The organism is Ureibacillus xyleni (genome assembly GCF_900217795.1).
GTDB classification, from domain to species: Bacteria; Bacillota; Bacilli; order Bacillales_A; family Planococcaceae; genus Ureibacillus; species Ureibacillus xyleni.
Genome location: NZ_OBMQ01000005.1, coordinates 107,143 through 132,719 on the forward strand (window position 1 = coordinate 107,143; position 25,577 = coordinate 132,719).

The following is a 25,577-nucleotide window of genomic DNA, read 5'->3' on the forward strand; positions in this document are numbered from 1 at the left end:
GGGGAGTAATAAAAATAGTCATAAAGAGATTCTCGAGGCGTTTCAAAATTGTTTATCAAACGTAAAACTGCCTTTCATAACAAGCGTTATATTACTAAATTAATTATCATCTAGTGTTTTAATGAATTACCGTAGTAACTAGGAGAGATGACTTATATTCAATAAACTTTATTAGAGTTATTTAATAAAGGGAGTTGTGTTTATGGAGGAGCAGTTATCAACAAAAAGTATTTTAAATCTTTACCTTATGCCGGGGGTTTTCATGACGGCAGGGTATATTGTTTTAGGAGGTTATTTTTTCACACAAGGGTATCCAGTTCTCTTAGCATTGCTTCTTACTATTCCATTTGTGTTTTTGCCCACATTTATTATTCACTTTTGTAGGTTAGCCAAAAGGCAGAATGGAAGGTTGTCTTTTAAGGGGGTCATTCTATATAGAGAGAAGTTGTCCTTTTTTCAAATCATCTCTTATAGTTTATTAACAGTCATTTTAATATTAATATTTTTTGCAATCGGTTCTCCCATTGATGCATTTCTTACAGAGAACTTATGGAGCAAAATCCTGCCAGAGTGGTTTCTAAACAAAGATGATATTTCTTCATTTTCACCTATCTTTATAGTATTAATACTTATATTAAATCTTGTTTTTAATAGTTTAATAGGACCTATTGTAGAAGAGCTTTATTTTAGAGGTTACGTATTACCAAGGCATGAACATCTAGGTATTTGGTCCCCAATTATCAATGCAGTTTTATTTGGTCTATATCATTTTTGGCAACCTTATATTTATGGATCTGTCATATTAGGGCTCATCCCATTAACATTTATTGCTTGGAAAAAAAAGAATATTTATATCGCAATTATCGCTCACTGTACCTTTAATTTAATTGGATTTTTTATGCTATTAAAATCAATTTCACCCTTTTGAAGTATATTCGAAAATGTAATTATTAATGGAAAAGTAGAAAATGAAAACGCAAGAATGTGGATTTACCAGCATTCTTGCGCTTTTATTTTGGCTATATACTACTTAAAATTCTTTCAAAGATATCTCTTTTAACTTTGTAAAAATCAATTCAAGATCATTTCCATTTGGATAGTGGGCAGATTGTTCTAAAGTAATAATTTCTTTTCCTGCGGGTGCTATAAGACTTTCTGTGTATTCCTTTGTCAGCTCGTAGTTTGTAATTTTATCATGCTTACCTTGGAAAATATAAACGGGCACTTGTAATTCACGGACTTCCTCTACTAGGTTCAATTGTTTCATTTCTTTTTGTAAGTCTTTTGCTTTAAATAAACTAAAAGTTGCACCGGAAATCATCGCTTTATATAAATCTATTAAAGTATAATCTGGAGATATTAAGGAGGGTGCAATCAATCCATAAATACTTGCTTTCTCCACAAATTGATCACTATAATTGTCTCCGCCATATTTGGAGATGTATTTTGAAAGCATTTTGTCTTTTTCGTCAAAATACGGAGGCTCCTCAAGGCTTTCCATATCATTTAGCATTTTTTCATTCTTTTCCGAAGAGGCAATTTCGGTCAGCCATTCTTTCGCTCGTTTTTGGTTTTCTACATCATTCACAAACTGGGAGATCCCAATATATGCATGAACCTTCGTAGGGTAACTTTGACTATATTTCGTTCCTATAATTGACCCCCATGATACACCTGCAATGATGACATTCTCTCTATCAAATCTTTCTAGTAAATAATCAACTATAACATCTGTATCTTTTACAAATTGCTCAATGTTCATGCTATCTAATGGAATATCCTTGTGATAGCTTTTGCCAGAACCCCTCTGATCATAATAGACGGCAATAAAATCTTCTGTTATTTGTGGGAAAGCACCTCGAGCACTCACTCCAAAGGGAAATGGTTGACCAGGTCCGCCATGTAAAAACAAAATGATTGGTTTTTCTTTCTTCTTGCCTTCTAATAATAAATATTGTTTCGTACCATTCACTTCGAGTTCAACTAATTCGCTTAAACCACCATTGGCTTCTAACTTGTTCCCTTCCTTTGCAATTAAATACTGATTAACTGCTCGTATAGCAAGAAGTAAGACAACTAAAACCAATACTAATATGCAGACTACTTTTAATAACTTTAATGTAAAAACCATCCCTTGATTTCCCCTCGTATTTTCTTACTACTATTAACGTTTGTAGATGGTAAATGATGGCAACAATTTAATGTAAGATAAGGAAAAAACCAATCATCACTCTTCTTGCATTTTCTTTAACGCACTAGTGCGATCACTAACCTCTAACTTTGCATATATTTTTGAAATATAGTTTTTAACTGTTCCCTCTGTCAAAAATAATCTCTCTGATATAGCCCTATTACTTAATCCGTTTGCTATCAATTGTAAAATTTGCCCTTCCCGTTCAGACAATCCGAATTTTCGATAGAGCGATTCGTCTTTTGTTTCATTTGGAATGCTTGAAAGTAGCTGCCTTGCTAACTGTTGTGGGATAAGCATTTCACCACGGGACACAAGTCGAATACTAGAGGCAAGATCTTTTGGATGAATTGCTTTTAATAAATACCCTTCTGCTCCGTAACTAAGGGCAGTTTTAACATAATCGACCTCTTGAAATGTTGTTAAAATAATTACTTGGATATTTGGCCATTTGGACTTTATTTGTTTGGTTGCTTCAATTCCATTCATAACAGGCATATTAATATCCATCAAAATAACATCTGGCTGATGAGATTCACATAGAAGGATAGCTTCTTCACCATTACTTGCTACTCCCACCAAATCCAAATCTTCTTCCATGCTCAATACTATTTTTAAACTTTCTCTAATTAATTCTTGGTCATCAACTAATAGTAGTTTTATTTTGTTCATTATAAACTCCTTTCGAAGGGATCATGCAGGTGATGGTTGTACCAACATTTTTTTCTGATTGAATAATTAAATCCCCACCTAATTGGGATAAACGTTCTTTCATTGTCTGTAACCCAAACCCAATTTTTAATTCTTCAAATCCTTTCCCATTATCTTTTATTTCGAGCATTACTGACTCTGGATGAAAAGTGAGGTTAATAGCTATGTTTGTTGCTTCACCATGTCTTTTGGCATTTGTTAAGGCCTCTTGTAAACAACGATTAAGTGTCATTTCTATTGCTCTTGTTACTGAATATTGTGTACCTAATAATTCAATCGTTACTTCTGTATTTGTATATTCGGAAAACTCTCTCGCTAATTTTTCTAGTTTGTTCGAGATTGAGAGCTGATCATCTTCGGCCATGTTATGAATTTGTTGCCGAACTTGAGTGAGCCCATTTTTTGTAACTTCTCTTAATATCGTTAACCTTTCTTTTGCATCATTCGGTGAAATATCGATTAAGTACATGACCGCATCCATACCAACAATAACAGAGGTAAAGGTGTGACCAATCGTATCATGTAATTCACCAGCTATACGATTTCGTTCTGCAGCTAAAGTTAGTTCTTCTACTTTTTTAGAATATTGTTCAAGTACTTTATTTTGAGATTGAATCAATGCAGTTTTGCTTTGATTTTCTTCCAATAGGAGTCTCATTTTACTTTGAGTTGTAAGAAAATGATTAAAAATATAACCGAAAGTAAATAACATAAAAACAATAAGGGTATAATTGATAATCTTATAAAAATCAGGCTCTTGGTAATAATTAAAGCAAGACAATAAAAGTAATGTAATGGGACCAAAGATAAGTGTACGTCTCCGCCCAATAAAGCCGATTATCAATGCTGGCATAAATAAGAAAGAAATCCCGATTGGCTCTTGTAAATAAAATAAAAAGTATAGATGAAAACTTCCAACTAACATAAATTCGGTAATTGAGAATAAAACATCGTTAATATATCTAGGACGCCAAAAGAGGTGGGGGATGATGATACATAATGCAAACCATAAATAGAAGAAATAATTGTTTGAACCAATTAAATCAGGATTATTTAAAAAATAGAAAATTCCGCAACCGTAATAGATAAAGCGTATTGTAGCTAAAATATAATCTATCCATATCCAGCTTCTGCTTGTATTCATATTATTCATCCTTAACATATTTGAATTTTTATTTAATTTTAACAAAATTAACCATATTGAGGAATTATATGTTTTATGGACTATATTTTTTGGCATATAAAGTTCTTCTCCAACATGTCTTATGTATCAAATTTGAACAGAAAATGGCCCTTATTGGAATGAGATATACTACATATTCGAATTACTATGTCACAAATTAATTGTCATTTTTAATTAAACAATACTGTAAAAGGTATGATATTTTCTCTTACCTGTATATCTTTGGATATAGGTGTAAATAATGATGGCTTAAAATTTAGATTTTTAATGGTATAATAGTTGACGTTAAGAAACTTACTTTTAATTTTCTTGTTTTTTTAATGTATTTTTATGAAGTGTCTTTTGACTAGCATTTTAAAGCTAATATCATATAATAGTAGATATTTCAATCTATAAATATTAGTGTTATACTAAATTGAAGATTTAATAGATACAGAAAAGGTGTGTTCTAGGACAGTCGACTTTTGAAACACCTAAGGAGAGCGCCTACATCTTTTTTGCAAATATAGGGGAGATAAGGAAGGTTATTATGAGTAACAGACATGAACAAACAGACGTTATCTTAATCGGTGCTGGGATTATGAGTGCGACTTTGGGAACGTTACTGAAAGAATTAGTACCAGAATGGGAAATTAAAGTGTTTGAAAAGCTCGAAAAAGCTGGAGAGGAAAGCTCTAACGAATGGAATAATGCAGGTACTGGTCACTCTGCATTATGTGAGCTGAACTATACTGTTGAGAAACCAGACGGCTCTGTAGATATTAGCAAAGCTATTAAAATCAATGAACAGTTCCAACTTTCTAGACAATTCTGGGCATATCTTGTTGAAAAAGGATTAATTCGCAATCCACAAGATTTCATTATGCCACTACCTCATTTAAGTTATGTACATGGGGAAGATAATGTTAAATTCTTAAAAAACCGTTTTGAAGCAATGTCAAAAAGTCATTTATTCGAAGGTATGGAATTCTCTGATGATCCAGAGAAATTAACTGAATGGCTTCCACTTATGATGAAAGAGCGCGTATTCAACGAGCCATTAGCAGCTACAAAAATTGACTCTGGTACGGATGTAAACTTCGGTGCATTAACACGTATGCTTATTGACAACTTAGCACAACAAGAAGTTGAAGTGAGCTACAAACATAGTGTTCATAGCTTAAAACGTACAAACGATGGCCAATGGGAAGTTGCGGTGCACGACCTTGATGGCTGTAAAATGAAATATTATAAAGCGAAATTCGTCTTCCTAGGTGCTGGTGGAGGAAGCTTAGAATTACTACAAAAATCTGGTATCCCTGAAGGAAAACATATTGGTGGATTCCCTGTAAGTGGATTATTCCTAGTATGTAAAAACCAAGAAATCGTAGAACAACATCATGCAAAAGTTTACGGTAAAGCTGCAGTTGGTGCTCCACCAATGTCAGTTCCTCACCTTGATACTAGATATATTGATAACAAAAAATCATTACTATTCGGACCATTTGCTGGATTCTCACCTAAGTTCTTAAAAACTGGTTCATATATGGATTTATTTGCATCAATCAAACCGCATAACCTTACAACGTTGTTAGCAGCAGGTGTTAAAGAAATGTCTTTAACAAAATATTTAATCCAACAACTGATGCTTTCAAAAGAGCAACGTATTGAAGAATTACGTGAGTTTATTCCAAATGCTAAATCAGAGGATTGGGATATCGTAATTGCTGGCCAACGTGTACAAGTTATTAAAGACACTGAATCAGGAAAAGGAACTCTACAATTTGGTACTGAAGTTGTAAGTGCTTCTGACGGTTCAATCGCAGCATTACTAGGAGCGTCACCAGGAGCTTCTACAGCTGTTCACGTAATGCTTGAAGTAATGAAAAAATGTTTCCCTCAAGAAATGAAAAGCTGGGAACCAAAAATTAAACAAATGATCCCATCATATGGTGTTTCATTAGTAGAAAATCCAAAACTTTTCAAAGAGCTTCTTGACTCAACTGCGAAATCTCTTGGTTTAGACAAAGATCAAGAAACTTCTAAAGAAGAAGAAAAAGTATTAGAAACAGTTTAATGTAAATTAAGAACCTTTAATCGAAACTTGGTTAAGGGTTCTTTTTTATATAATACTCTAGAATTATAAATGTAATGTTAATTCTCAGTAAAAAATGATAAGCTGTTTGACGTTTATAATAATTTACTATATTATTATTTGAGTAAAAGAATGCCCGGACTTGAACGGGAGAGGTTCATAGCTGTAAACCCTCTATAAAAAACTATGGAAACATGTCTATTACGCCATGTCCATAATGGATGTGGCTTTTTATATGTTTTTTCATATTTTTATTAGATGATTTGAAGCCTCTCTTACAAGTGTTGGGAAACATCATTAAGGGAGGCTTTTTTATGTCTGGTAGAGGCCATGAAGAAGGATTAAAAGACTTAACATTACTAGGAAATCAAAATACAAAATATGCATTTAACTATGCACCTGAAGTGTTGGAGGCAGTAGACAATCTTCATTCAAATCGCGACTACTTCGTTAAATTCAATTGTCCCGAGTTTACTAGCTTATGTCCATTAACAAATCAGCCGGACTTTGCAACAATGTATATTTCTTATATTCCTGATAAGAAAATCGTAGAAAGTAAATCTTTAAAACTTTATTTATTCAGTTTCCGTAATCACGGAGATTTCCACGAGGATTGCGTGAATATTATTATGAACGATTTAATAAAATTATTAGATTGTCGTTATATTGAAGTATGGGGGAAATTTACACCACGCGGAGGTATATCAATTGATCCATGGTGTAATTACGGAAGACCAGGAACGAAATATGAGGAAATGGCAAATTACCGTTTAATGAATCATGACCTTAATCCAGAAAAAATCGATAACCGTTAATAAAGAATTCAACTTATAAAAAGAGGTTCTTAGCTGACCCTCTATAAAAAACTAAGGAGATTAAAACATGAGAATTTTATTTTACTTATTATCAATAGTCATTGCAAATGTAATAACTGCTGCATTTGCGCCGATGCAATTAGGCATCTTTATCGTACCAATGGGGACTCTTCTAGTTGGGGCAACATTTATTTTTCGAGATCTTGTACAAAACAAGTATGGTCGAAAAAAGACATATTTGTTCATTTTGTCTGCTTTAGTTTTATCCGCAATTGTTTCATTTATGTTGGGAGATACACTAATGATTGTTGCTGCTTCAGCTATTTCCTTTTTAATTTCCGAAACGGCTGATACAGAAATCTATTCTCGTCTAAAATTATCGATGGCGTGGCGTGTGTTCTATAGTGGAATAATAGGTGGATTTCTAGATTCGTTAATATTCGTAATCATTGGTTTAAGTCCAATTGGAGCAGGTGTGTTACCTTGGGAAGCAATACCAGCTGCTATAGCAGGACAATTTATAGTGAAATCAATAATTCAGATGATTGGAGCTATTCTTTTAGGTCAAATTTATGGATTAAATGGGAAACAAGCCATTACTGAATAGCAGTGAAAAAAGGATCATCCGTGGATGGTCCTTTTTACATGTGAATTGTTTAAACTGGGTAAACGGTTTTATGGTCAGCAAAAATAGATATTGTATTGTTGCCCTTATCAAAATGAACTATTCCCTCTGAAGAATAATACCAAGTTTTTTGATGTTCCCCTTCAACATGGAAAATATTTAATTCATCGTGAAATTGCAATAAATTATTTGCAGACTCTTTATCCGCTGAAAATGAGATTTCCCATTCATTGTCTACAGGTTTAATTTGATATTCATTTGTTTCAAAGAAAAGTCTACTGCCAACCGTATGACGTACATATAACATTTATTCTTCACCCCCTGGAAGGTCGATTAAAAGAATAAATGAATCTTGTTTAGCTTGTAATGTGATTTCATGTAACTCTGTTATACGTGCATCGTCCCGTTCATTTAACGTTACTTCCTCATTAATCGTAAACGAGCCTTCAATAACAAAAAGATAGATTTTCCGTCCCACTTGTTGTTCAAATTGAATCTCTTTTCCCGCATCTACTTTAGACAAATACATCGTCAAGTCTTGATGAATACGTGCTACATGATCTCCACCATTAGTTGATACAATAGGCAATAACTGATTCGTTAATTTTTTAGGATCAAATGAAATATCTTCGTAGGATGGAGTTAATTGTTTTTCATTCGGCATGAACCATAATTGTAAAATATGCGTTTCCTCATCTGATGTAGGATTAAATTCGGAATGAAGTACCCCAGTTCCAGCTGTCATCCTTTGAATATCCCCGAATTGAAGAATACCGACATTATTTAAACTATCCTCATGCTTTAATTGCCCTTTTAAAACGATGGAGACGATTTCTGCTTCTCTATGTGGGTGAATGCCAAACCCTTTTCCAGGTTGAATAATGTCGTCATTTAACACACGCAATGGTCCAAAATTAGTATTATCAGGATCGTAATAAGGGCCAAATGAAAAACTAAAATTACTTACTAGCCAATCATTTTCAGCAGTAAAACGTTTAGTAGAAGGAGTATGTTGAATCACAATGATCACCTTTTATCATTTATTTTGAATTCAAGATAATTATACAATATATAAGAGATAATTACCAAGAATATAGAAATTGGTTGTGTATACTAATATACATAAACTTTTTGAGGAGCTACTAAATGAAATATAAACAAATTGTACAAGGTCGGTTACTTAAGAGAGTTAACCGATTTATTGCTGAGGTAATTATTAACGGTAGTATAGAACGGGTCCATGTTAAAAATACAGGAAGATTAAAAGAACTTCTTTATCCTGAGAATGCTGTAATTTTGGAAGCTAGTGATAACCCTAAAAGAACGACAAAGTATTCAATTATTGCGGCCAATAAAAATAACAAATGGATTAATATCGATTCTCAAGCACCGAATGCAACTACCTTTGAGGCATTAAAGGAAGGGAAAATAAAAGAGATTGGAGAAGTGAGTTTACTAAAAAAGGAGGTAACATTCGGAGACTCACGATTTGATTTCTATTATGAAAAGGGGAATGAAAGAGGATTTTTAGAGGTGAAAGGTGTAACTTTGGAAAAGGATGGGGTAGCTAGTTTTCCAGATGCACCTACTTTAAGGGGAACAAAACATGTACTCGAAATGTGCCAAGCAGTTCAAGAAGGGTATAAAGGGATAATTTTATTTGTTATTCAAATGCAAGGATGCAAAAAGTTTGTACCGAATCAAGAAATGGATGCAAACTTTGCAAAAGCGCTTCAACAAGCCTCTCAACAAGGGGTGAAGATTATTGCCTATGATTCAATTGTTGAGGAAGATGGATTACTTTTGGACGAGCCAATTCCAGTGAACTTTGCACAGAAATAAAAGGGGGACTATTTAGAAATAGCCCCCTAAGCACATACATTATTGCGGGAAATGAAAGGCATAAATAAACTGTACAAAGTCTTCAAAAGGAAGAGAAGATTCACCAGGTAGTTCACCATTTCCTGTTACACTTGTTCGAATAGATTTCCCCCAAATTTGTAAACTATCGTTATTTGGATTATAAAAATAAACACGAGTGACCCCTTTTGGATCGTTTTCAACTCGTTGGATAAGTATTGCATGGGCGCCAAGTACTTGACCTGAACGATTATAAATTGTGATGCCAACCGGTTGTGGTAATCCTTTGTTGACACTCGGGTTATTCGTAGGGTGATAATAATAATAAAAATTATCTAGGAAATTCAAATCGCTATAAATATCTGAAAACCCTGACCATATCCCCGTCATATGGAAAGCTGGATTAATCCACTTATGAGGATCTTGCCCACGTCCATCTGCAGCTTTTAACATTTCAAAGTAAATTGCATCAAGGTGTGGGACAACCAAATAAGAAATAAAATCAATATGGTCTTCATCTTCTAAAGGAATTAGTGAAAGTGCATTAGATGAGATTGTTTTCCCTTCAAAATCGATTGAAAAGTTGCCTGTCTTTAAAAATTTATTCATCATATTTAACAACATAACCGGTTCTTTTTGTGACCAATAACTAATGGCTCTAGTTGATTGGCAAGTGGGATTAAACCCTTGCCCGATGCCCAATGGTGTACCTAAAATATTCACCATTTCAGATACGATTAGAGATTTTAAATAATCATTACCTCTTATTTCCTGTAATTTGTTAGTTCTAACGAGAATATCTTCATGAATAGGTGACGTCATTAATTGTTCTAACTCATAGACAAACTCATTAGTAAATATATCCCTTTGTAATAAACAAAGTAATCCATAAATGCTTCTTCGAGTATCTATCGTAACCGAAGTTGATATAAGCGATAAAATAATGGGGAGATTTGACTTTAAATTGTCCCGTGATTTGTTATCGATTGTTAGCAAGTTTTCAAGCAAATGTTGTTTTTCATTGGCGGCAAATTTCAAGAAAACAACATGATAAGGGGAAACAAGACCTGTCTGCAACATTGAGGATTTTAGCTGATGTGCTTCCTTTACTAAGGCATTATCATCACAAGTTTTTAGTTTGTTTTCATAACTTTCTATAGTGCTCGTTGCCATTGTTGTTGGTGAATACACAGCTTTTTCGTAGCGAGTCAGTTTTGAGTCTGTTTCTTCTAGTCCGCCAGCTAATTTTTTAGCACTTGCAATCAGTTTTAATATTTTCTCTGTAACAATGGGTCTTTGCACAGCGAGATTATCAACTTCTTGGTAGAGGTTTTCAAATACCCTTTCTGAAAAACAATGTTCAGAAATAAATCTTAATATTTCTGACGCCTGTTCGTCTTTATAAAGTTGTTTTACTCGGTTTTCTTCCGTTTCTTTCATAATCAATAAATCAATATTTAAAGCCAAAACCTTCGTTAAAAACTCGGTTGCTTCGCCGGCTGTCATTTCTGGATGTATATATTCCCCTCTAGCAATTGCAAGGATTCTCAGTTCACTTAAGATCTCTGCTACCCCTGTCGTCCCTCCAGCTTGAAGAGTTCCTCTAACAAGTGTTGGATTTAGTTTTTTCACATCTTCCCATGGCTTTCCAATAAACAACCCAGAGGAATCAAAGAGATGTGCGTACCGATAAATCTTTTCCAATCCATTTGGTTCTTTCAAAAGATCTGAGGCAATGTCAAAAACGGTTTGCTGAAAAAACTTTTTACTTAGTAACGGTGCAAGCAATAGCTGTTGAAAGGCTTTTTGAAATGAATTCTCTGATGAGTAAAGGTAAAGTCCCATTTGTTCGTCCTCCTTTCAGCAATTTCCAAAAGTGCAATCTAAGTTGGTTAAAAACTTCTTATTTTAGAATATTTAAAATTTTGATTAATGTACCATGAAATAAATACTATTTCAAATTGTTTTAACTCTTTAGGAATAAAAAAGACCTCGAAAAAATTTCGGGTCTTTTGTCTAATTGTTTATTAAAATGTATGATTTAGGAAGCTATCTTATTATGCCCATTCATAATTTTTGCCCCAACTTTCCCTTGCCAAAGTTTCCACTTTTTCAACGATCGTTTCTTCTACGATATAAGCATCACCTTGTTCATATGGGTTGTAATGATATGCATACATTCTTGAAACAAATTCATGGAACGGTAAGGATGACTCCCCTTCAAGCTCGCCAAAGCCAGACACGCTTGCTTTAATATTTTGCCCCCAATTTTGTGTGCCATCATTATTCGGATTGTAGAAGTAAATTCGGCACTCGCCATGTTGATCTTTTTCGATTCTTTGGATAGAAACAGCGTGAAGACCAAGTAGTTCTCCGTGTACATTTGTTAAGAAGATGCCTACAGGATTTGGATAAAGCATTTTGTAGCCTTCATTGTAGTCAGGATGATGTGTTGCATAGAAGAGTTTTACGAATGAAGAATAGTTTGTAACATTTAATGTAAGTGGATCAATAACATTAATAAAACCACTTGGAATCCATTCACCATAAAATTCACGGTTAACCCATTTATGGCCGTCTTCACCGCGAAGAAGAGTACGTTTCATCATTTCGGTATAAATTTTATCAAGGTGTGGAACTAGAAGAATAGAAACTGGGTCTAAATCTTGTAGGTTTTGAGTTGCAACACCATCAAGAAGAAGACTCGAATTTATTAGTTCTCCTTCAAAAGCCATTTCAATGTTATTATCACGGATTGCACTTGTAATCAATGTAAAAAGTTTATCAATATCATATTGTGCCCAAAGAGAAATTGCTCTAGCAGATTGGCAAATTGGATTTACCCCTTGCCCGATACCTAAAGGCTGCCCAAGAACACTTACTACTCCAGCTACTAATATACCATTGATGCTAATGCCATTTAATCCATTTACATAGTTTGATAGCGCAATTTTCACTTCTGCATGAATAGGTAGTTCAAACAACTGTCGTATTGCAGGAATTAGCGACTCTAGTTTGAGAACTCCGCGATTTAGCATTTTAGAAAGACCATAAATTGCTTGCTTTGTTTCAGGGTAAATAGACAGCTGAATAATATCATGAATTAATTCTTTATTTTCGTTAAAACTTGTCACACCTGTTTCTGATAAAAGCAATGCACTCGGAATAATTTCTTGATACTTTCGATTTAAGAAACGAAGGAGTATTGCATGATAAGGTGAAACGAGACCAGTTTCGTACATTGATTCTGCAAATAGCTCTGCCTCACTAATTAATTCTTCTTTTGAAGCTTGTTCTAATTTCAATCTATATTCTCTTTGGCCAGCAGCTTCTTCACTTAATGGTGTTGGAGTATCTGTAGCTCGAGAGTACTTTTCTAGTTCCTCAACAATTTTACTATCAATCTCGTCATTGATTAGTAACTTAGAATTTTCGATTAACTCAATGATTCTCCTCGTTAAAATAGGACGTTGGACAGTCATTCGATTTATTTCCTGAACCATTTGCTCTGCCACTGATTCAAATGAAAGTTCTTGTCGGAGGTAGGTAAATAAATTTTGAGCTCTTATTAGATGTTCTTCTAGTTCAGTTTCTTGTTCCTCAGGGAAGAGTAAATCAAGATTTAGAGCTAAAACTTCATTAAGGAATGAACTTGCATGCTCTGGACTTAAACTTTCATGTTGATAAGTCCCTTTTGCAATTGCAAGCATTCTCATTTCGCTTAAAAGTTCAAGAATTGAGTAGATTCCTCTAAGTCTAAGTGAACCTCCTACAAAGGGAGGTTGTAATTTTGTTGGGTCTTCCCAATCTCCATCAAGGAAAACACCTGCTTGGTCAAATAAATGAGCATATTTAAAGAGCACTGACATTCCTTCACTAGTGGATGCCAGCTCGTTTGCTAATTGGTAAACATCCGTTTGATATAAGCTTTTTGCAAAGGGTTTTGCTTGATTTAATGTATCAAGAGCCGATTCAAATTTCACCTCTAAAGGGCTGATTTTATTTGCAATCGGTTTTTTTCTAGTAGTTGCTTTTCTTTTAGGGGCAGTAGTTGTCTTTCTTTCTTTTATTACCGTATTCATTCTTTGAACCACTCCTTATAAGTAGAAATTATGTTTTTCATATTCTTCTAAAAGGCTTCGCATCTCAGTGCTATCTTCGCCGAAAAAGTAAATTGATCCATAATGATTTCCAAATCCAACTCGTTCAGCTACTTTCGCCGTTGTAGGTATGAACATATTGTGTTTTAAGAAATACGGATGTTCCTTCAGTTCATCAGGGATATTGAGCTTTGAAATAGATTTTACTTTTGGATAAACCATCAAATTTCCGGAATGCCCTTTTGCAGAGACAACTTCTTCTGGGAAAAAGGCATTTAATTCTTCCTCCGTTGTTTCAGGATCGCAGCATAATATTTGCCCTTGATATGGACTAAATCCATAAACTCTTTCGATATGCTCAAAAATATGACCGCCTGGAATACGTGCAGCTACCTCACCGAAATAAATTGTTCCATCTGGTGTGATGAAGAATTCCGGGTGTAAGATTCCATTTTCTACTTCAAAAGCACTCACAAGTTTTTCAATTTGTTCTCTAATTTGTGGTCTCCATTGTTCAAGACTAGGAGATGCAGGGACAAAATTGGAATGTCCAAGTTTAACGTATTCCGTAATGTTTAGGAAGTGTACTTTACCGTTATGAATAAATGCCTCACAAGAAAATTCTTGACCTTCTAAATGGCTTTCCATAAGGAGAGGGAATTCAGAATCGTCTATTTCCTCAATATCTTCTCTCTTTTTAATCATTCGATGACCAACAGTCCCAGCCTTATCAAAGGGTTTTACATGGATAGGCTCGTAATTTTCCTCATCCATATTTAATAAAGCTTCATTCATTCGTTTTAGGAAGTGTGCCACATCTTCTTTAGTGAAAGCTTCCTCAAAGACTCCAACACGAAGTCCAGCTAAGTGGGCTCTTCGTTTCATTAAAGATTTGTCCCGTAGTAGTAAGGATTTATTAAAGATTCTAGGATTTTCCCAAAGTAATGAATTTAACATACCTGCCCATTCAACTGTCTCTTCATATATAGGAACTGCAACTTTTGTTTTAAAATCTTTTAGTTGTTCATAAAGCTCCATTGAGTGCTCAATTGGAACATTGAATTGCCATGGTACAAATTGTATCCCGTTTTTATCAGCAAAAGGCTTAAATTCAGGAGGACCAACAACGACATACGGGCGGTTCATTTTATCGATCGCCTCTATCGCCTGTAAACTCCATCCTAAAAGTGCTGTTGTTTTTTCGTGAATTTGTTTCATCTCCATAATTCAACCTGCCTTTTGAAATGTATTGTAAAAATTAGCAAATAAAACATTGCAAATACTATTTTACTGATAATAATCAGAATTCAAATTGTTTCGACAAATGATTTCAATATTCTTACAAAATTTAATGTGTGTAATATTTTCTTAACAATTTTTTAAAAATCAAATTACCAATTTGATGGTAGAATAGGTCTTGCTCAATATTCAGATTTAAATGAAAATTGAAGTATTACCGGAACAAAAGGGGTATGTTACATTGCTAATGCAAAGAGGAGAAAGTTTAAAGGCAAGCTTAATCGAGGAAGTATTTAGTACTAGTAACTGGTTTAATAGGTTGAGAGAGTATTTCCCAGAGAGAGAAATGAAATCAAAAGAGCACTTTGAAATACTTTTTCAAGAACAAGCAATGTATCAACTAATGGAAGGCCCAGATTATATTGTGGTTTATTTTGAGCAGCAAGATTATATTTTCATCGACTATATTTTAGTTTCTGGGACAAATCGAGGTAAAGGTGTCGGCAGTATAGTACTAAACGAATTAAAGAGTAAGGGAAAAGCAATAATTCTTGAAGTTGAACCTATTTGCATGGATGATCCAGATTCGGAAAAACGAGTGCGATTTTATGAACGCCATAACTTCGAAAAAATGGATATTGGGTATGAGAGGATCCATAATGTAACAAGTGAGTTGAACAAGATGGATATTTATTGCTGGTCTCAATCACCTGTTTCAGAAAAATGGGTACTAGATCGAATGAAGGAAATCTATACAGAGGTTCATGCTTACAAAGTAAAAGAAATTTACGGTCGCAATCCGCAGCCAGTCTCTGAAGTTCTTTGGCTTAAAGGAAGTATTGAAAAATTAGCTCAATAATGTCTAACGGAAAATTATTTAACAAAAATATTAAATAAATAATATAAATCTGCACTTCTTTTATAGAGGTGCAGTTTTTTTCCTTATTTTTAGGAATACCTAATCATCTACCTCTTAAGACAGTATCCTCCTTCATATGTATCTAATCCTTTTTAAACACATCTCGATTATTAAAATTTCCTATCACCTAAGAATTCAACATTTCAACCTTCTCTGAATGAAAAAATCTATGAAGTTAAGAAGAAAATTATTATTTTATGTCATCTTTCTCTTATTATAGGGTAGGTTATTAATGATTATTGATTATATAAATGCTAAATTATAGTAAAAAATAATATACTACTTCTATCGTTAACTAGGTTATAATAACCATATTAATAAACTAAAAGTACTGCTATCTCGAAGGGGGATAATGATGTCAAATATAGATATACAATATATAAGGGGATTAAAAAAGGGGGAGGTTATTCCCAACGATATTTATTTTAATAAAACGTTATTAATAAAAGCTGGAACTCAAATTGATGATATGATCTTAAAAAACTTAAAAAGTTGGGGTATAACAAAGTTAAATAGCTTATATATTAAGAACGATAATCATCCAGATGAAGAGCTATTGCAATCATATCAAACTGCTGTAAAAAAGAAAGAAAAAATATTTTATTCTAAAGAGCTATTTGATATAAAAAAATTATTTTTCGAAAGTTTGCAGTATGTTGTAAGTGAAACAAGATACGGTTTGATTTTAAATAGTGACACAAATATATCATGGCTTGAGAATTTATTTATTTCATCATTATTAAATACCGAAATATCTATCGCCCTATTTAATCTAAAGAAAAAAGACCCATATAGTTATTATCATACCTTCGATGTATTTTTATTAGGATCTCTTTTAGCTGAAAAGTCTGGGATTAAAGATGTTCGTTCCTTTGCAATGGGCTGTTTACTTCATGATATAGGAAAGTTAGATATTGGAAATGAATTGCTGCAAAAAGAAGGGGCACTTTCAAAGGCAGAATTTGATGAAATCCAAAAACATACTCTATATGGAATAGACTTTATTGTTAAACATAAAATCATTGGCCCATTTTTAGATATAGTAAAATCACACCATGAACGTTTAGATGGCACAGGTTATCCAGAAGGGTTAAAGGGGGACGATCTTTCAGAAGAGGTTCGTCTTTTAGGTGTAGTTGATACTTACTCGGCATTAACATTACAACGAGCTTATCGTGAGGCATTCCCTGCGAAAAAAGCAATTGAGTTATTGCTAAGTAAAGGAAATAAATATGATATAAAATATGTTATTAAATTAATGGAGTTAATAAACATATATCCGACTTCTAGTATCGTAAAATTATCAAATGGTAAGAAGGCACGTATTCGTTTTGTAAATGATAATCAGCCCTATTTTCCAATTTTAGAGGAAATTGGAACAAGGAAAGTGTATCAGCTTCCTTTAAACTTTTCGGTTACAATTAGCCGCTTTGTAGAGTGGGATCAGGTTGTCGATACTTCAGGAGAAGACTCCATCGATAAAAAAGAGCTTTATTGGAATTATTTCTCCTCAAATCTGATTAGTGGCAATATGGAAGAAGCACTGAATTTTTATAATTTACTTACGGATGGTTTAGGAATAAATAATATTTTCATCGATGTCATTGTCCGCCTTATTAAAGAGATCGAATCTAAAAAATTGGAAGGCGAGCTTTCTACGGGTGAAGAGCATGATGCCTTCTTGAGAATTAAAGATATCTTAGTGACAAATTTAAAATAGCATGAGTTAGAGAAAGGGGATTTTCTACTATTATAATAGTGTAAAATCTCCTTTTTTTATTCGTAATCGTGATGAACATGCAAAAAACATATAGCAATAATGTTAGTATAAAAATTTAACTTCAATAATATAAAACTGTATCAATAAATTATTTTAAAATGGACAAAATACGTTAAGAGAATCCATTCTTATTTTTAGGCTTTGATTCTCTATAAAAATCAATGAGGAGGAACGCTGCTAATGACAAACGTACAAGTAAACTGTGCTGTTTCAAACTGTTTTTTCCATAAAGAAGGAAATATTTGTGGTGCAGAAAAAATTCAAGTAGACATGGATTACCACTCTAAAAACAGAAATACAGAGTTTGCTACTGATTTAGACTTCGACGCAGTTTCAGAAGAAGCGAAGAACTCTAATGAAACATGTTGTAAAACGTTCAAACCGCAAAATAAAAAGAAAAGTTAGCAGCTTACAAAACATTGATTATGAGGGACTATAGAGCGTGTTCTCTTAGTCCCTTTTAAATAATATTAAAGAGTGATGAAATGAAAAATTTAATTTTAGATAAATTAGAAGAGATTGAAGATGAGTTTCATGTTAAAGTACTGTTTGCAGTGGAATCAGGTAGTCGAGCATGGGGTTATTCCTCCAATGATAGTGATTATGATGTTCGATTTATTTACTGTCCCTCACCTCAATGGTATCTTTCCATTGATCCACAAGGAGTAGGAGGGAAAAAGGATGTCATCGAAGTACCTATCAATAACGATTTAGATATGAATGGTTGGGAAATTACGAAAGCTTTACGTTTATTTAGAAAAAGCAATCCCACTATATTTGAATGGCTAAAAAGCGAAATTGTGTATTATCAAGTGCCTACTTTTTTTGAGCAGTTAAATGCATTGGAGTTATCTGTTTTTAATACAAAAGTATGTTTATACCATTATTTTAATATAGCTAGGACAAATTACCGAAAATGTTCTCAGAATAGTAAACTATATTTTTATGTGTTAAGGTCATTATTTGTTTGTCATTGGATAGTTAAAAACCAAACTTTCCCCCCAATACATTTTGAACAGTTGTTGCAAATATTAGATATAAATAATGAGTTAAAAGTAGAGATAAACACTCTGTTAAATCTGAAGCGGAATTCTAATATATTGGGGTTTCATGGGGATTTTAAGGCAATAAATGAATTTATAGAACACGAACTTATTCGTTTGCAAGAATTTTTAAATTCACATACTGTAAGTTGTATAGACCATACTGAACAATTAAATCATCTATTTAGAGAAACGTTGAAAACAGTATGGGGTAATTCGATATAAGGGAGTATAAAAATGATTACCAATATTGGAACTGTAGCAATTTATGTAGACGATCAACAAAAAGCAAAGGAATTTTGGACGAAGAAAGTTGGGTTTGTAGTAATAGCAGAGCATCCAATGGGGCCGAATGCATTTTGGCTTGAGGTAGCTCCAGAGAATGCAAAGAGTCGCCTCGTTATTTATCCAAAAGCAATGATGAAAGGCTCTGAAAACTTAAAAGCGTCAATTGTTTTTGAGTGTGACAATGTTTTAGAAACGTATGAAACGATGAGAGAAAATGGCGTATCGTTTAAAGGCGAACCACAAGAAATGCAATGGGGTACTTTTGTACAATTTAGTGATGAAGATGGAAATACATTTTTACTAAGAGGTTAATAGATAGCATCCTAAACGAACTAGGGCATTTTAGATAAAAGAAACCACATCGGGATAGGTGTGGTTTTTCTCATTTATAATTGACTTATCCAGAAAACATGTAAACCGAAAATTCCTACATACATACAACTAACTCCTACTAAGGCTATAATATAAATGTTTTGGAAGGCATCTTTACTATTCTTATAAACTAAGAATGATACATAGATAATTAACAAAGACAATCCAAGCTTGAGACATACAAAAAAGACAGGACTCGCTGAAAAAATGGAATTCATTATAGGATTTAATTCATCAATGAAATCATTCATCAATCCAAAGTTTGTGGCTATTCCATCAAAAACATTCAAAAGCGCTACTAAAACTCCGAGTAATACAACCCAACTTTTTCTTTCCATCTGATCTACCCCTTGTTAAATAATTACATCCCTATTTTTTACATAAATAACAGTTTTAATACGGTGAGTAATGTTAACTTTTTACCCTTTATAATATTTATTTGATTTAGTAAATATTTATTATTTATGGAAATAAAATGTGTAGAATGATCAAATTTAGGGGGTATTCACATCAGGCCAAGGCTTATTAATGGGATTAAACAAATGGGGATTGGCTTTATCGCAGCAGTTGGTGCTGGTTTTATTGTGGGAGTATTATTGCGGCTTATAATGAAAATCGTAGCAATTATCTATCCTAATCTTTCGACGGGTTTTACTTTTAAAGGGACATTCTTATTAGTTTTGATGGGAACTGGATTTACATTAGCTGTCAGCATGTTGTATATGTATTGTCGTATGTATTTAGCTCGGAATTGGATCCTAAGCGGAATGTTATATGGATTCATTGTTTTATGTATTTTTAGTTATCCCTTCTTTTTTTCAGATGAACCGAATAGTGAATTAAATGGTCCCCAGAAACCTCTAGGGATAATTTTATTTTCCCTTCTTTTCATAATAGGTGGTCTTCTATTAGCAAAGTTCGTAAATATCATTGAGAATTGGGTTGAGAAGTCAACATCACGTATTAAATATTGTTACATTGCATTCTGTATATTAATTATTCCGACGCTTTTTATCACATATGGGATTGTAAAGGATTTGATAGAGGAATTTTTGAGGTACTAACTGTTTTAAGCCCACTACGAAAATGCAGTGGGCTCCCTTTTGGCTAACGATAGTTGACATAGTGAAACGTTATTGAATTAAGTATTCCTCATTTAATTCCGAAATGTCTACTTCGGAGCGTTCTTCTAAGGAATGTCTTAAATGTACTGTGGCAGTCTTTCCGTCTTCATGTAATTTATCAATCCATATTGAAACACCATTATAACTTACTTCATATTCTTTAGGGGAAGAGTAAATTTCCTGAGCACGGCTAAATTCCAAAGTAAAAGGCCTCCTATTGCTTACGCTTTGTATTATGTTTCGTCTTTTCAACTAGTTGGTGAAGTTCATCTAGTTCTGATGCAATTTCTTCTCTCATTTTGTTTGGAGCTATCTTTAAATTTTCTGGTGTTTGGGGCAATGATTGCTTGTTTGTACCTTTACTCTTGCTATCGTCTCTACCCATTAGAAACACTCCCTTCTAATTGTTCATTCTTAATATGGCATCGTCTCAATTTTTTTATCACAAAAAAATACACAACATGCAAAAATTCTACATGTTGTGTACAACTTACTTTATTCTAAACTTACTCCTGTTTTTGATGAAAGATCTTCCACTCCATACAGCCAATCTCGAATTAGTTGTCTTGCTTCGTCCAATCCTTGATTAGCTTCTGTCATTTTATTACTGTCTTGTTCTTCTAATGCAGCAATCATTATTGCAAATGCGTTATATTGGATATTTGCTGCATCAATATACGTTTCATGTAAGTCCCGTATTTCTTGATTTTTTGGCATAATGGCTTCTAAGTCAATTACAAATTGGCGATAACCTGGTAATACTTCATCTACCAGTGTGTAGTACATCGTTTCATCATCCACATAGTTAACACCCGTTACACTGTCATACAATCCGATTAAGCGCTCTTCCTCTGGTGCTAGTACTACGATATCATCCAAATAGTTAGAAAATGCATCTGCTAGGTCTTCATTGGAGTTAGATATAGCTGGTTCGGTTGGTTTTGTAACGTTTGGAGTGTCTTTCGTTTCTTCTGCTTTAGGAGGTTGTTGTTCGCTAGTAACTGGTGTTGTAGGTTCTTCTTTTGGTAAAAATGCACTACAACCGAACAAAAACATGAATGAAGCAACTAAAATAAAAAGCAAAAGTTTTCTCATTGGGGTCTCCAATCCTCCCAAATAAGTTGGGAATTTTTTATAATAAACCACGATTTATTATATTCAACCTATATTCGATTGTTATTTTGTCCCAATAAATTATTTTTAGGAGAAAAGTTTTAAGACATAATTTATTCTACTTTTTGACATGCTAATGGTTAAGGAGGAGAAGACATGTTTAATAAGTATAAAGCGGGTGACATTGTGTATGTGTTTATTCGAAATCCGCATATACCGGATGTAGCTACAATTCAGGAAGCAGCAATTGTTAAAAACCCAGAAAATCCAAAAGAATTGGCCGTATTTTTGTATGAAACGTATTATCCTTTAACAAAAGAATTAGCTATTTACTCCACAATCGAAGAAGCAGAGCAAGCTTATGACAAATATTTTGGGGAAGATACAGCATGAGAAAGCCATTTATCCCTCAGCTTGTTTATTTTGAACCAACAGCTTTAGACTATCCTCTTGGAAAAGAATTAAAAGATAAATTTGAAAATATGGGAATTGAAATTCGTACGACAACTTCCCACAATCAAATTCGGAATCTTCCTGGAGACAATGATTTTCAAAAGTATCGTATTGCAAAATCAACCTTAGTAGTGGGAGTACGAAAAACGTTAAAATTTGATACGTCAAAACCATCTGCTGAATATGCCATTCCATTTGCAACGGGATGTATGGGACATTGCCATTACTGTTATTTACAAACAACGATGGGCAGCAAACCATATATTCGTACATATGTTAATGTGGAAGAAATATTGGAGCAAGCAGACAAATACATGGCTGAACGTGCCCCTGAAATTACACGGTTTGAAGCATCGTGTACTTCAGATATTGTAGGTATTGATCACCTAACCCATACTTTAAAAAGAGCGATTGAACATTTTGGACAAACCGAATATGGACATTTACGATTTGTTACGAAATTTCATCATGTGGACCATTTACTTGATGCGAAACATAATGGGAAAACTCGTTTTCGCTTTAGTGTGAATGCGGATTATGTTATTAAACATTTTGAGCCGGGAACTTCTCCGTTAGCAAGTAGAATTGAAGCGGCTGGGAAAGTAGCAAGAGCGGGGTACCCTTTAGGATTTATTGTGGCACCTATTTATTTACATGAAGGATGGCAAGAGGGATATCATCATATGTTTGAAAGGCTTGATGCAGAACTTCCTCAAGATGTGCGGGATGATATTACGTTTGAATTTATTCAACACCGTTTCACAAGACCTGCAAAAAAGGTGATAGAAAAAAATTACCCAATGACTAAGCTTGAATTAGACGAAGCAAAAAGACGTGTAAAATGGGGAAAGTATGGAATTAATAAATTTATCTATCAAAAAGATGAAGAGGAAGAAATGAAAGAACAATTGTATCGTTCAATGGAAAAGTTTTTCCCAAAGGCCAAAATAGAATATTTCACATAATGTATGCCGGATACAAAGACAATTTTAGTCCTTGATATCCGGCATTTTTATTTTTACATATAAAGACCTGCTAAAAAGATTCCAAGGGTTTCTTCGTAAATTTCATCAAACTGAGATAGAGGAAGAGGATTTGTACCTGTGCCGAGCTCAATCGTAAATCCAGGTCTACGCCAATCTTGAATAAACCAATCTTTGTAACCTGCATAGCTTTCTAATGTTTTTACTGGTTGATAGCCACTTACCCGACTAAACTCATTTGCCATTACTTCGGATTCAGGAGGCTCTAGATTTTCGTAACCCCAGTAGATGACTTCTCCTTGTGTATGGAAGGCAAGTACCCTCGAGAAATCTCTTCTACTAGTTAAGTCCGCCATTGCAATTGCCTCTGGTTGAGTAAGTGGTGCTTCCCCCCCATAATCTCTTGGACCTGGTGTTTTTGGATTTCGGTCACGTTCCTTTTCCCAATTTGCAGGGAATTGATCGTTTAAATCCACCCCATTAATATTGGATTTCCAATTAGAAAAATTAGAGCTCCCATTATTCCACTCAATCACCTGATTTCTCCAAGATGCATTTTGTGGGGCACCATTAATCACTAAATTTACACCATCTGGATTCACCATTGGTACGATTGAGAGCAATGTTTGAAGATATAAAGGAAGTGAGGATAAGCCACGAATTGAATTTTGATTGGTAAGCGATAATAAATAGTCATTTAAAAAAGTCATTAAAACAGGTGTAGTAATCCATTCGTTTGCATGGAAAGAGGCATTGTAATGAACTCGTTTAGAACCATTCCCGATGACTACTTCAGGAATATCTAGTCCTAACACGGTATTGCCAATTGGCGCCATTTGTATAAATGGATAAACGGCAACGAGTGTCCATAAATCATTCATCATCGTATTGTAATCGTAGTCTTGTTTGCCATTAACAAAACGCCAAGTGACCCTCCGTGGAATCCGAATTGATTGCCCTATTTGAAGGCGATTTGGATTTAAGTTAGGGTTTACAAGGAAAAGTGTTTCAACAGGTAAATTATTTCGCTCGGCAATTAACCATAAAGTATCTCCGCTTCTTATTTGATAATTGATCGTTACGTAACCTGGGACGCGTAATGTTTGCCCTATGTTTAAGAATTGTGGATTGATATTGCGATTTGAGTCGATAATTAATCGAAGTGGAATCGAAAATACTTGGCTTAAATACCAAAAGGATACTCCGGGTCGAACGTATATATCCATTTCATTCCTCCTCTTTATACGAGCTTTTCTATCTCAAAATTGTCTTCTAATAACGCCCAATTTTGTGGGTATGGGTAGCCTAATGCCCAATAACTGATTCCTTTTAAATTATATTGTTTGGCCATATTAAACTTTGCTTGGGCACTGCGAGCATCTTCAAACCATACTTCATGACCTTGCCCTTTCTCATCGACATATCGGAAAAATGGCGATTGCGTTGTTTCATCGTATTGGATCGTCGCATTATATCTTGTTGCGCGGCGAATCGCTTCATGAGGACTAAAGGTTTCTGCGACAGCCCCCTCTCTATGAGGGATTTTCCAATCTCTTGCATAGATTTGAAAACCTAAAAAGATTTTTTCTGCAGGCATAACAGAAAGTGCATATTCGACTACTCGTCGCATTTGATTTATCGGTGAAATCGCCTGTGGAGAAGCCCCCCTCCATCCCCACTCATATGTCATAAGCACCACAAAATCGGCTATTCTACCATGAGCTTCATAGTCATGAGCTGTATATAATAAACCTTCCTGTGCCCCACTTGTTTTTGGTGCTACGGCTGTTGACACAAAATAGCCTTTTGGGTGTAGGCGATCCACTGCAAGCTGAATAAATTGATTGTAATTTTCACGGTCTCCTGGTTGCACATATTCAAAATCTATATTTAACCCTTTATATCCTTTGTCCTCCATTACGATAAGAATATTTGCAATTAGCTTTTCACGAATATTAGGGTTTGCTAAAACTTCATGAGCTAAATTTGTTCCTACGTCAGTCGTAGAAAGGTTTGTAATTGAAAGCATAGGTGTCACATTTTTAGAACGAGCAGCTTCTAGCATTAGATCCTCTTTAAATGGTTGAAGCGTACCATCTTCTTTAATCATGTAAGCAAAAGGACTTAAATAGGTTAAAAGGTGGCCAAGTTCATTAACAGTTTGTGTAGCTTCTTCATCCTTCTGATACGTATAAGCATTCACTTGGATGGTTGGCCTTTTCCTAGGAATTTGTAGTTGAGTACCAGCAATGATGATATTAGGATTTTGGATTTTGTTAACATTCATGATGGCTTGAGCGGTTGTTCTGTACTTATTAGCAATTCGCCATAATGTTTCCCCTAGTTGGACGGTGTGGATGATTGGTGGAATATATAAAGTTGTTCCTTGAAGAATCGAGTTTGCATTCGTCAATCTATTTGCCATAATGATGGAATTAACAGAAATTCCGTAGTTTTGTGCAATGGTCCATAAATTTTCGCCAACTTGAACGGTGTGAATGGCACCAGCTGTAGGAATGACAATTGCTTGGCCGATTAATAATTGATTTGGATTTGGCAGCTGATTAACTTTCATAATATTATCCACGCTTACGTTATAGCGGCTTGCAAGTAACCAAAGTGTTTCTCCTTGTCGCACAACATGTACGAGCACTACATAGCCCCCTCTAAAATATGTTCAATAGAGTAATATATGAAAGTTTTA

27 protein-coding genes and 2 riboswitches are annotated in these 25,577 nt (G+C 34.1%); of the genes, 13 read left to right on the forward strand and 14 right to left on the reverse strand.

Annotation, left to right across the window (positions count from 1 at the left end; genetic code table 11):
- The first annotated feature begins 202 nt into the window (after positions 1 to 202).
- Positions 203 to 928: a CPBP family intramembrane glutamic endopeptidase gene (locus tag CRO00_RS09045; protein ID WP_097073370.1), complete on the forward strand. Its 726-nt coding sequence runs from the start codon at positions 203 to 205 to the stop codon at positions 926 to 928.
- A 102-nt stretch (positions 929 to 1,030) separates the two neighbouring features.
- On the opposite strand, the gene CRO00_RS09050 is transcribed toward CRO00_RS09045, so the two are convergent.
- The 3 genes from CRO00_RS09050 to CRO00_RS09060 all read right to left on the reverse strand — a co-directional run bounded on the left by CRO00_RS09050 (position 1,031) and on the right by CRO00_RS09060 (position 4,046).
- Positions 1,031 to 2,131, reverse strand: coding sequence for an alpha/beta fold hydrolase (locus CRO00_RS09050; RefSeq protein ID WP_097073371.1), 1,101 nt, complete (start codon positions 2,129 to 2,131; stop codon positions 1,031 to 1,033).
- Between the two features lie 96 nt (positions 2,132 to 2,227).
- Positions 2,228 to 2,863 (reverse strand): response regulator, encoded by a 636-nt coding sequence (locus CRO00_RS09055; RefSeq protein WP_097073372.1) that lies wholly within the window; start codon positions 2,861 to 2,863, stop codon positions 2,228 to 2,230.
- Positions 2,835 to 4,046 (reverse strand): sensor histidine kinase, encoded by a 1,212-nt coding sequence (locus CRO00_RS09060; protein ID WP_161946651.1) that lies wholly within the window; start codon positions 4,044 to 4,046, stop codon positions 2,835 to 2,837. Before CRO00_RS09060 ends, CRO00_RS09055 begins: the two co-directional genes overlap by 29 nt.
- 568 nt (positions 4,047 to 4,614) lie before the next feature.
- On the opposite strand from CRO00_RS09060, the gene CRO00_RS09065 reads away from it, so the two are divergent.
- The 3 genes from CRO00_RS09065 (at position 4,615) to CRO00_RS09075 (ending at position 7,581) form a co-directional block, all read left to right on the forward strand.
- Complete coding sequence (locus CRO00_RS09065) at positions 4,615 to 6,141, forward strand: malate:quinone oxidoreductase (protein WP_097073374.1); 1,527 nt, start codon at positions 4,615 to 4,617, stop codon at positions 6,139 to 6,141.
- Positions 6,142 to 6,305: 164 nt separating this feature from the next.
- Positions 6,306 to 6,353: riboswitch (PreQ1 riboswitch) on the forward strand.
- Between the two features lie 120 nt (positions 6,354 to 6,473).
- Entirely contained in the window at positions 6,474 to 6,974 is a 501-nt protein-coding gene (queF, locus tag CRO00_RS09070; protein ID WP_097073375.1) for a preQ(1) synthase, read from the forward strand.
- A 16-nt stretch (positions 6,975 to 6,990) separates the two neighbouring features.
- Positions 6,991 to 7,035, forward strand: a riboswitch (PreQ1 riboswitch).
- 6 nt (positions 7,036 to 7,041) lie between these two features.
- Positions 7,042 to 7,581, forward strand: a complete 540-nt coding sequence (locus tag CRO00_RS09075) for a VUT family protein (protein ID WP_097073376.1) — start codon at positions 7,042 to 7,044, stop codon at positions 7,579 to 7,581.
- 49 nt (positions 7,582 to 7,630) lie between these two features.
- On the opposite strand, the gene CRO00_RS09080 is transcribed toward CRO00_RS09075, so the two are convergent.
- On the reverse strand, positions 7,631 to 7,906 hold the full coding sequence (locus CRO00_RS09080; RefSeq protein ID WP_097073377.1) for a hypothetical protein: 276 nt from the start codon (positions 7,904 to 7,906) through the stop codon (positions 7,631 to 7,633).
- Positions 7,907 to 8,620, reverse strand: a complete 714-nt coding sequence (locus tag CRO00_RS09085) for a pirin family protein (RefSeq protein WP_097073378.1) — start codon at positions 8,618 to 8,620, stop codon at positions 7,907 to 7,909.
- Positions 8,621 to 8,745: 125 nt separating this feature from the next.
- Between CRO00_RS09085 and sfsA the strand changes: the two genes are divergently transcribed.
- Positions 8,746 to 9,441 carry a DNA/RNA nuclease SfsA gene (gene sfsA / locus CRO00_RS09090; protein WP_097073379.1) on the forward strand — a complete coding sequence of 232 codons (696 nt, stop codon included), beginning with the start codon at positions 8,746 to 8,748 and terminating at the stop codon, positions 9,439 to 9,441.
- Positions 9,442 to 9,480: 39 nt separating this feature from the next.
- Here sfsA and CRO00_RS09095 read toward each other — a convergent pair whose 3' ends face one another.
- The 3 genes from CRO00_RS09095 to CRO00_RS09105 all read right to left on the reverse strand — a co-directional run bounded on the left by CRO00_RS09095 (position 9,481) and on the right by CRO00_RS09105 (position 14,783).
- A complete protein-coding gene (locus tag CRO00_RS09095) occupies positions 9,481 to 11,304 on the reverse strand; it encodes a hypothetical protein (protein ID WP_097073380.1) in 1,824 nt (607 codons plus the stop codon).
- 212 nt (positions 11,305 to 11,516) lie between these two features.
- Positions 11,517 to 13,541 carry a hypothetical protein gene (locus CRO00_RS09100; RefSeq protein WP_237658368.1) on the reverse strand — a complete coding sequence of 675 codons (2,025 nt, stop codon included), beginning with the start codon at positions 13,539 to 13,541 and terminating at the stop codon, positions 11,517 to 11,519.
- 15 nt (positions 13,542 to 13,556) lie between these two features.
- Positions 13,557 to 14,783, reverse strand: coding sequence for an ATP-grasp domain-containing protein (locus CRO00_RS09105; RefSeq protein ID WP_097073381.1), 1,227 nt, complete (start codon positions 14,781 to 14,783; stop codon positions 13,557 to 13,559).
- 214 nt (positions 14,784 to 14,997) lie between these two features.
- Here CRO00_RS09105 and CRO00_RS09110 point away from each other — a divergent pair, with 214 nt between their 5' ends.
- From CRO00_RS09110 to CRO00_RS09130, 5 genes are all read left to right on the forward strand, one after another.
- The gene (locus CRO00_RS09110) at positions 14,998 to 15,657 is read left to right on the forward strand and encodes an N-acetyltransferase (RefSeq protein WP_161946652.1); all 660 of its coding nucleotides are present in this window, start codon (positions 14,998 to 15,000) and stop codon (positions 15,655 to 15,657) included.
- A 415-nt stretch (positions 15,658 to 16,072) separates the two neighbouring features.
- The gene (locus tag CRO00_RS09115) at positions 16,073 to 17,437 is read left to right on the forward strand and encodes an HD-GYP domain-containing protein (RefSeq protein ID WP_161946653.1); all 1,365 of its coding nucleotides are present in this window, start codon (positions 16,073 to 16,075) and stop codon (positions 17,435 to 17,437) included.
- Positions 17,438 to 17,677: 240 nt separating this feature from the next.
- Positions 17,678 to 17,902 (forward strand): DUF1540 domain-containing protein, encoded by a 225-nt coding sequence (locus tag CRO00_RS09120; RefSeq protein ID WP_097073384.1) that lies wholly within the window; start codon positions 17,678 to 17,680, stop codon positions 17,900 to 17,902.
- Positions 17,903 to 17,982: 80 nt separating this feature from the next.
- Positions 17,983 to 18,765, forward strand: coding sequence for a nucleotidyltransferase domain-containing protein (locus CRO00_RS09125; protein ID WP_097073385.1), 783 nt, complete (start codon positions 17,983 to 17,985; stop codon positions 18,763 to 18,765).
- 12 nt (positions 18,766 to 18,777) lie between these two features.
- The gene (locus tag CRO00_RS09130) at positions 18,778 to 19,140 is read left to right on the forward strand and encodes a VOC family protein (RefSeq protein WP_097073386.1); all 363 of its coding nucleotides are present in this window, start codon (positions 18,778 to 18,780) and stop codon (positions 19,138 to 19,140) included.
- A gap of 74 nt (positions 19,141 to 19,214) precedes the next feature.
- Here the strand turns inward: CRO00_RS09130 and CRO00_RS09135 are convergent, their stop codons facing one another.
- Positions 19,215 to 19,538, reverse strand: coding sequence for a DUF5658 family protein (locus tag CRO00_RS09135; RefSeq protein WP_097073387.1), 324 nt, complete (start codon positions 19,536 to 19,538; stop codon positions 19,215 to 19,217).
- Between the two features lie 204 nt (positions 19,539 to 19,742).
- Here CRO00_RS09135 and CRO00_RS09140 point away from each other — a divergent pair, with 204 nt between their 5' ends.
- The gene (locus CRO00_RS09140; RefSeq protein ID WP_097073388.1) at positions 19,743 to 20,264 is read left to right on the forward strand and encodes a hypothetical protein; all 522 of its coding nucleotides are present in this window, start codon (positions 19,743 to 19,745) and stop codon (positions 20,262 to 20,264) included.
- A gap of 69 nt (positions 20,265 to 20,333) precedes the next feature.
- Here CRO00_RS09140 and CRO00_RS09145 read toward each other — a convergent pair whose 3' ends face one another.
- From CRO00_RS09145 to CRO00_RS09150, 3 genes are all read right to left on the reverse strand, one after another.
- Positions 20,334 to 20,525, reverse strand: coding sequence for an H-type small acid-soluble spore protein (locus CRO00_RS09145; protein WP_097073389.1), 192 nt, complete (start codon positions 20,523 to 20,525; stop codon positions 20,334 to 20,336).
- A gap of 13 nt (positions 20,526 to 20,538) precedes the next feature.
- Positions 20,539 to 20,709: a hypothetical protein gene (locus tag CRO00_RS20290; RefSeq protein WP_202615648.1), complete on the reverse strand. Its 171-nt coding sequence runs from the start codon at positions 20,707 to 20,709 to the stop codon at positions 20,539 to 20,541.
- A 110-nt stretch (positions 20,710 to 20,819) separates the two neighbouring features.
- The gene (locus tag CRO00_RS09150; RefSeq protein ID WP_097073390.1) at positions 20,820 to 21,419 is read right to left on the reverse strand and encodes a hypothetical protein; all 600 of its coding nucleotides are present in this window, start codon (positions 21,417 to 21,419) and stop codon (positions 20,820 to 20,822) included.
- 174 nt (positions 21,420 to 21,593) lie between these two features.
- On the opposite strand from CRO00_RS09150, the gene CRO00_RS09155 reads away from it, so the two are divergent.
- Positions 21,594 to 21,830: a transcriptional regulator SplA domain-containing protein gene (locus CRO00_RS09155; RefSeq protein WP_097073391.1), complete on the forward strand. Its 237-nt coding sequence runs from the start codon at positions 21,594 to 21,596 to the stop codon at positions 21,828 to 21,830.
- Entirely contained in the window at positions 21,827 to 22,855 is a 1,029-nt protein-coding gene (gene splB / locus CRO00_RS09160; RefSeq protein WP_097073392.1) for a spore photoproduct lyase, read from the forward strand. The genes CRO00_RS09155 and splB overlap by 4 nt, the downstream gene beginning before the upstream one ends.
- A gap of 53 nt (positions 22,856 to 22,908) precedes the next feature.
- Here splB and CRO00_RS09165 read toward each other — a convergent pair whose 3' ends face one another.
- Together CRO00_RS09165 and CRO00_RS09170 are read right to left on the reverse strand one after the other, a co-directional pair.
- Positions 22,909 to 24,099, reverse strand: a complete 1,191-nt coding sequence (locus CRO00_RS09165) for a M14 family metallopeptidase (protein ID WP_097073393.1) — start codon at positions 24,097 to 24,099, stop codon at positions 22,909 to 22,911.
- Between the two features lie 14 nt (positions 24,100 to 24,113).
- The gene (locus tag CRO00_RS09170; protein ID WP_097073394.1) at positions 24,114 to 25,526 is read right to left on the reverse strand and encodes a glycoside hydrolase family 18 protein; all 1,413 of its coding nucleotides are present in this window, start codon (positions 25,524 to 25,526) and stop codon (positions 24,114 to 24,116) included.
- Positions 25,527 to 25,577 lie beyond the last annotated feature (51 nt).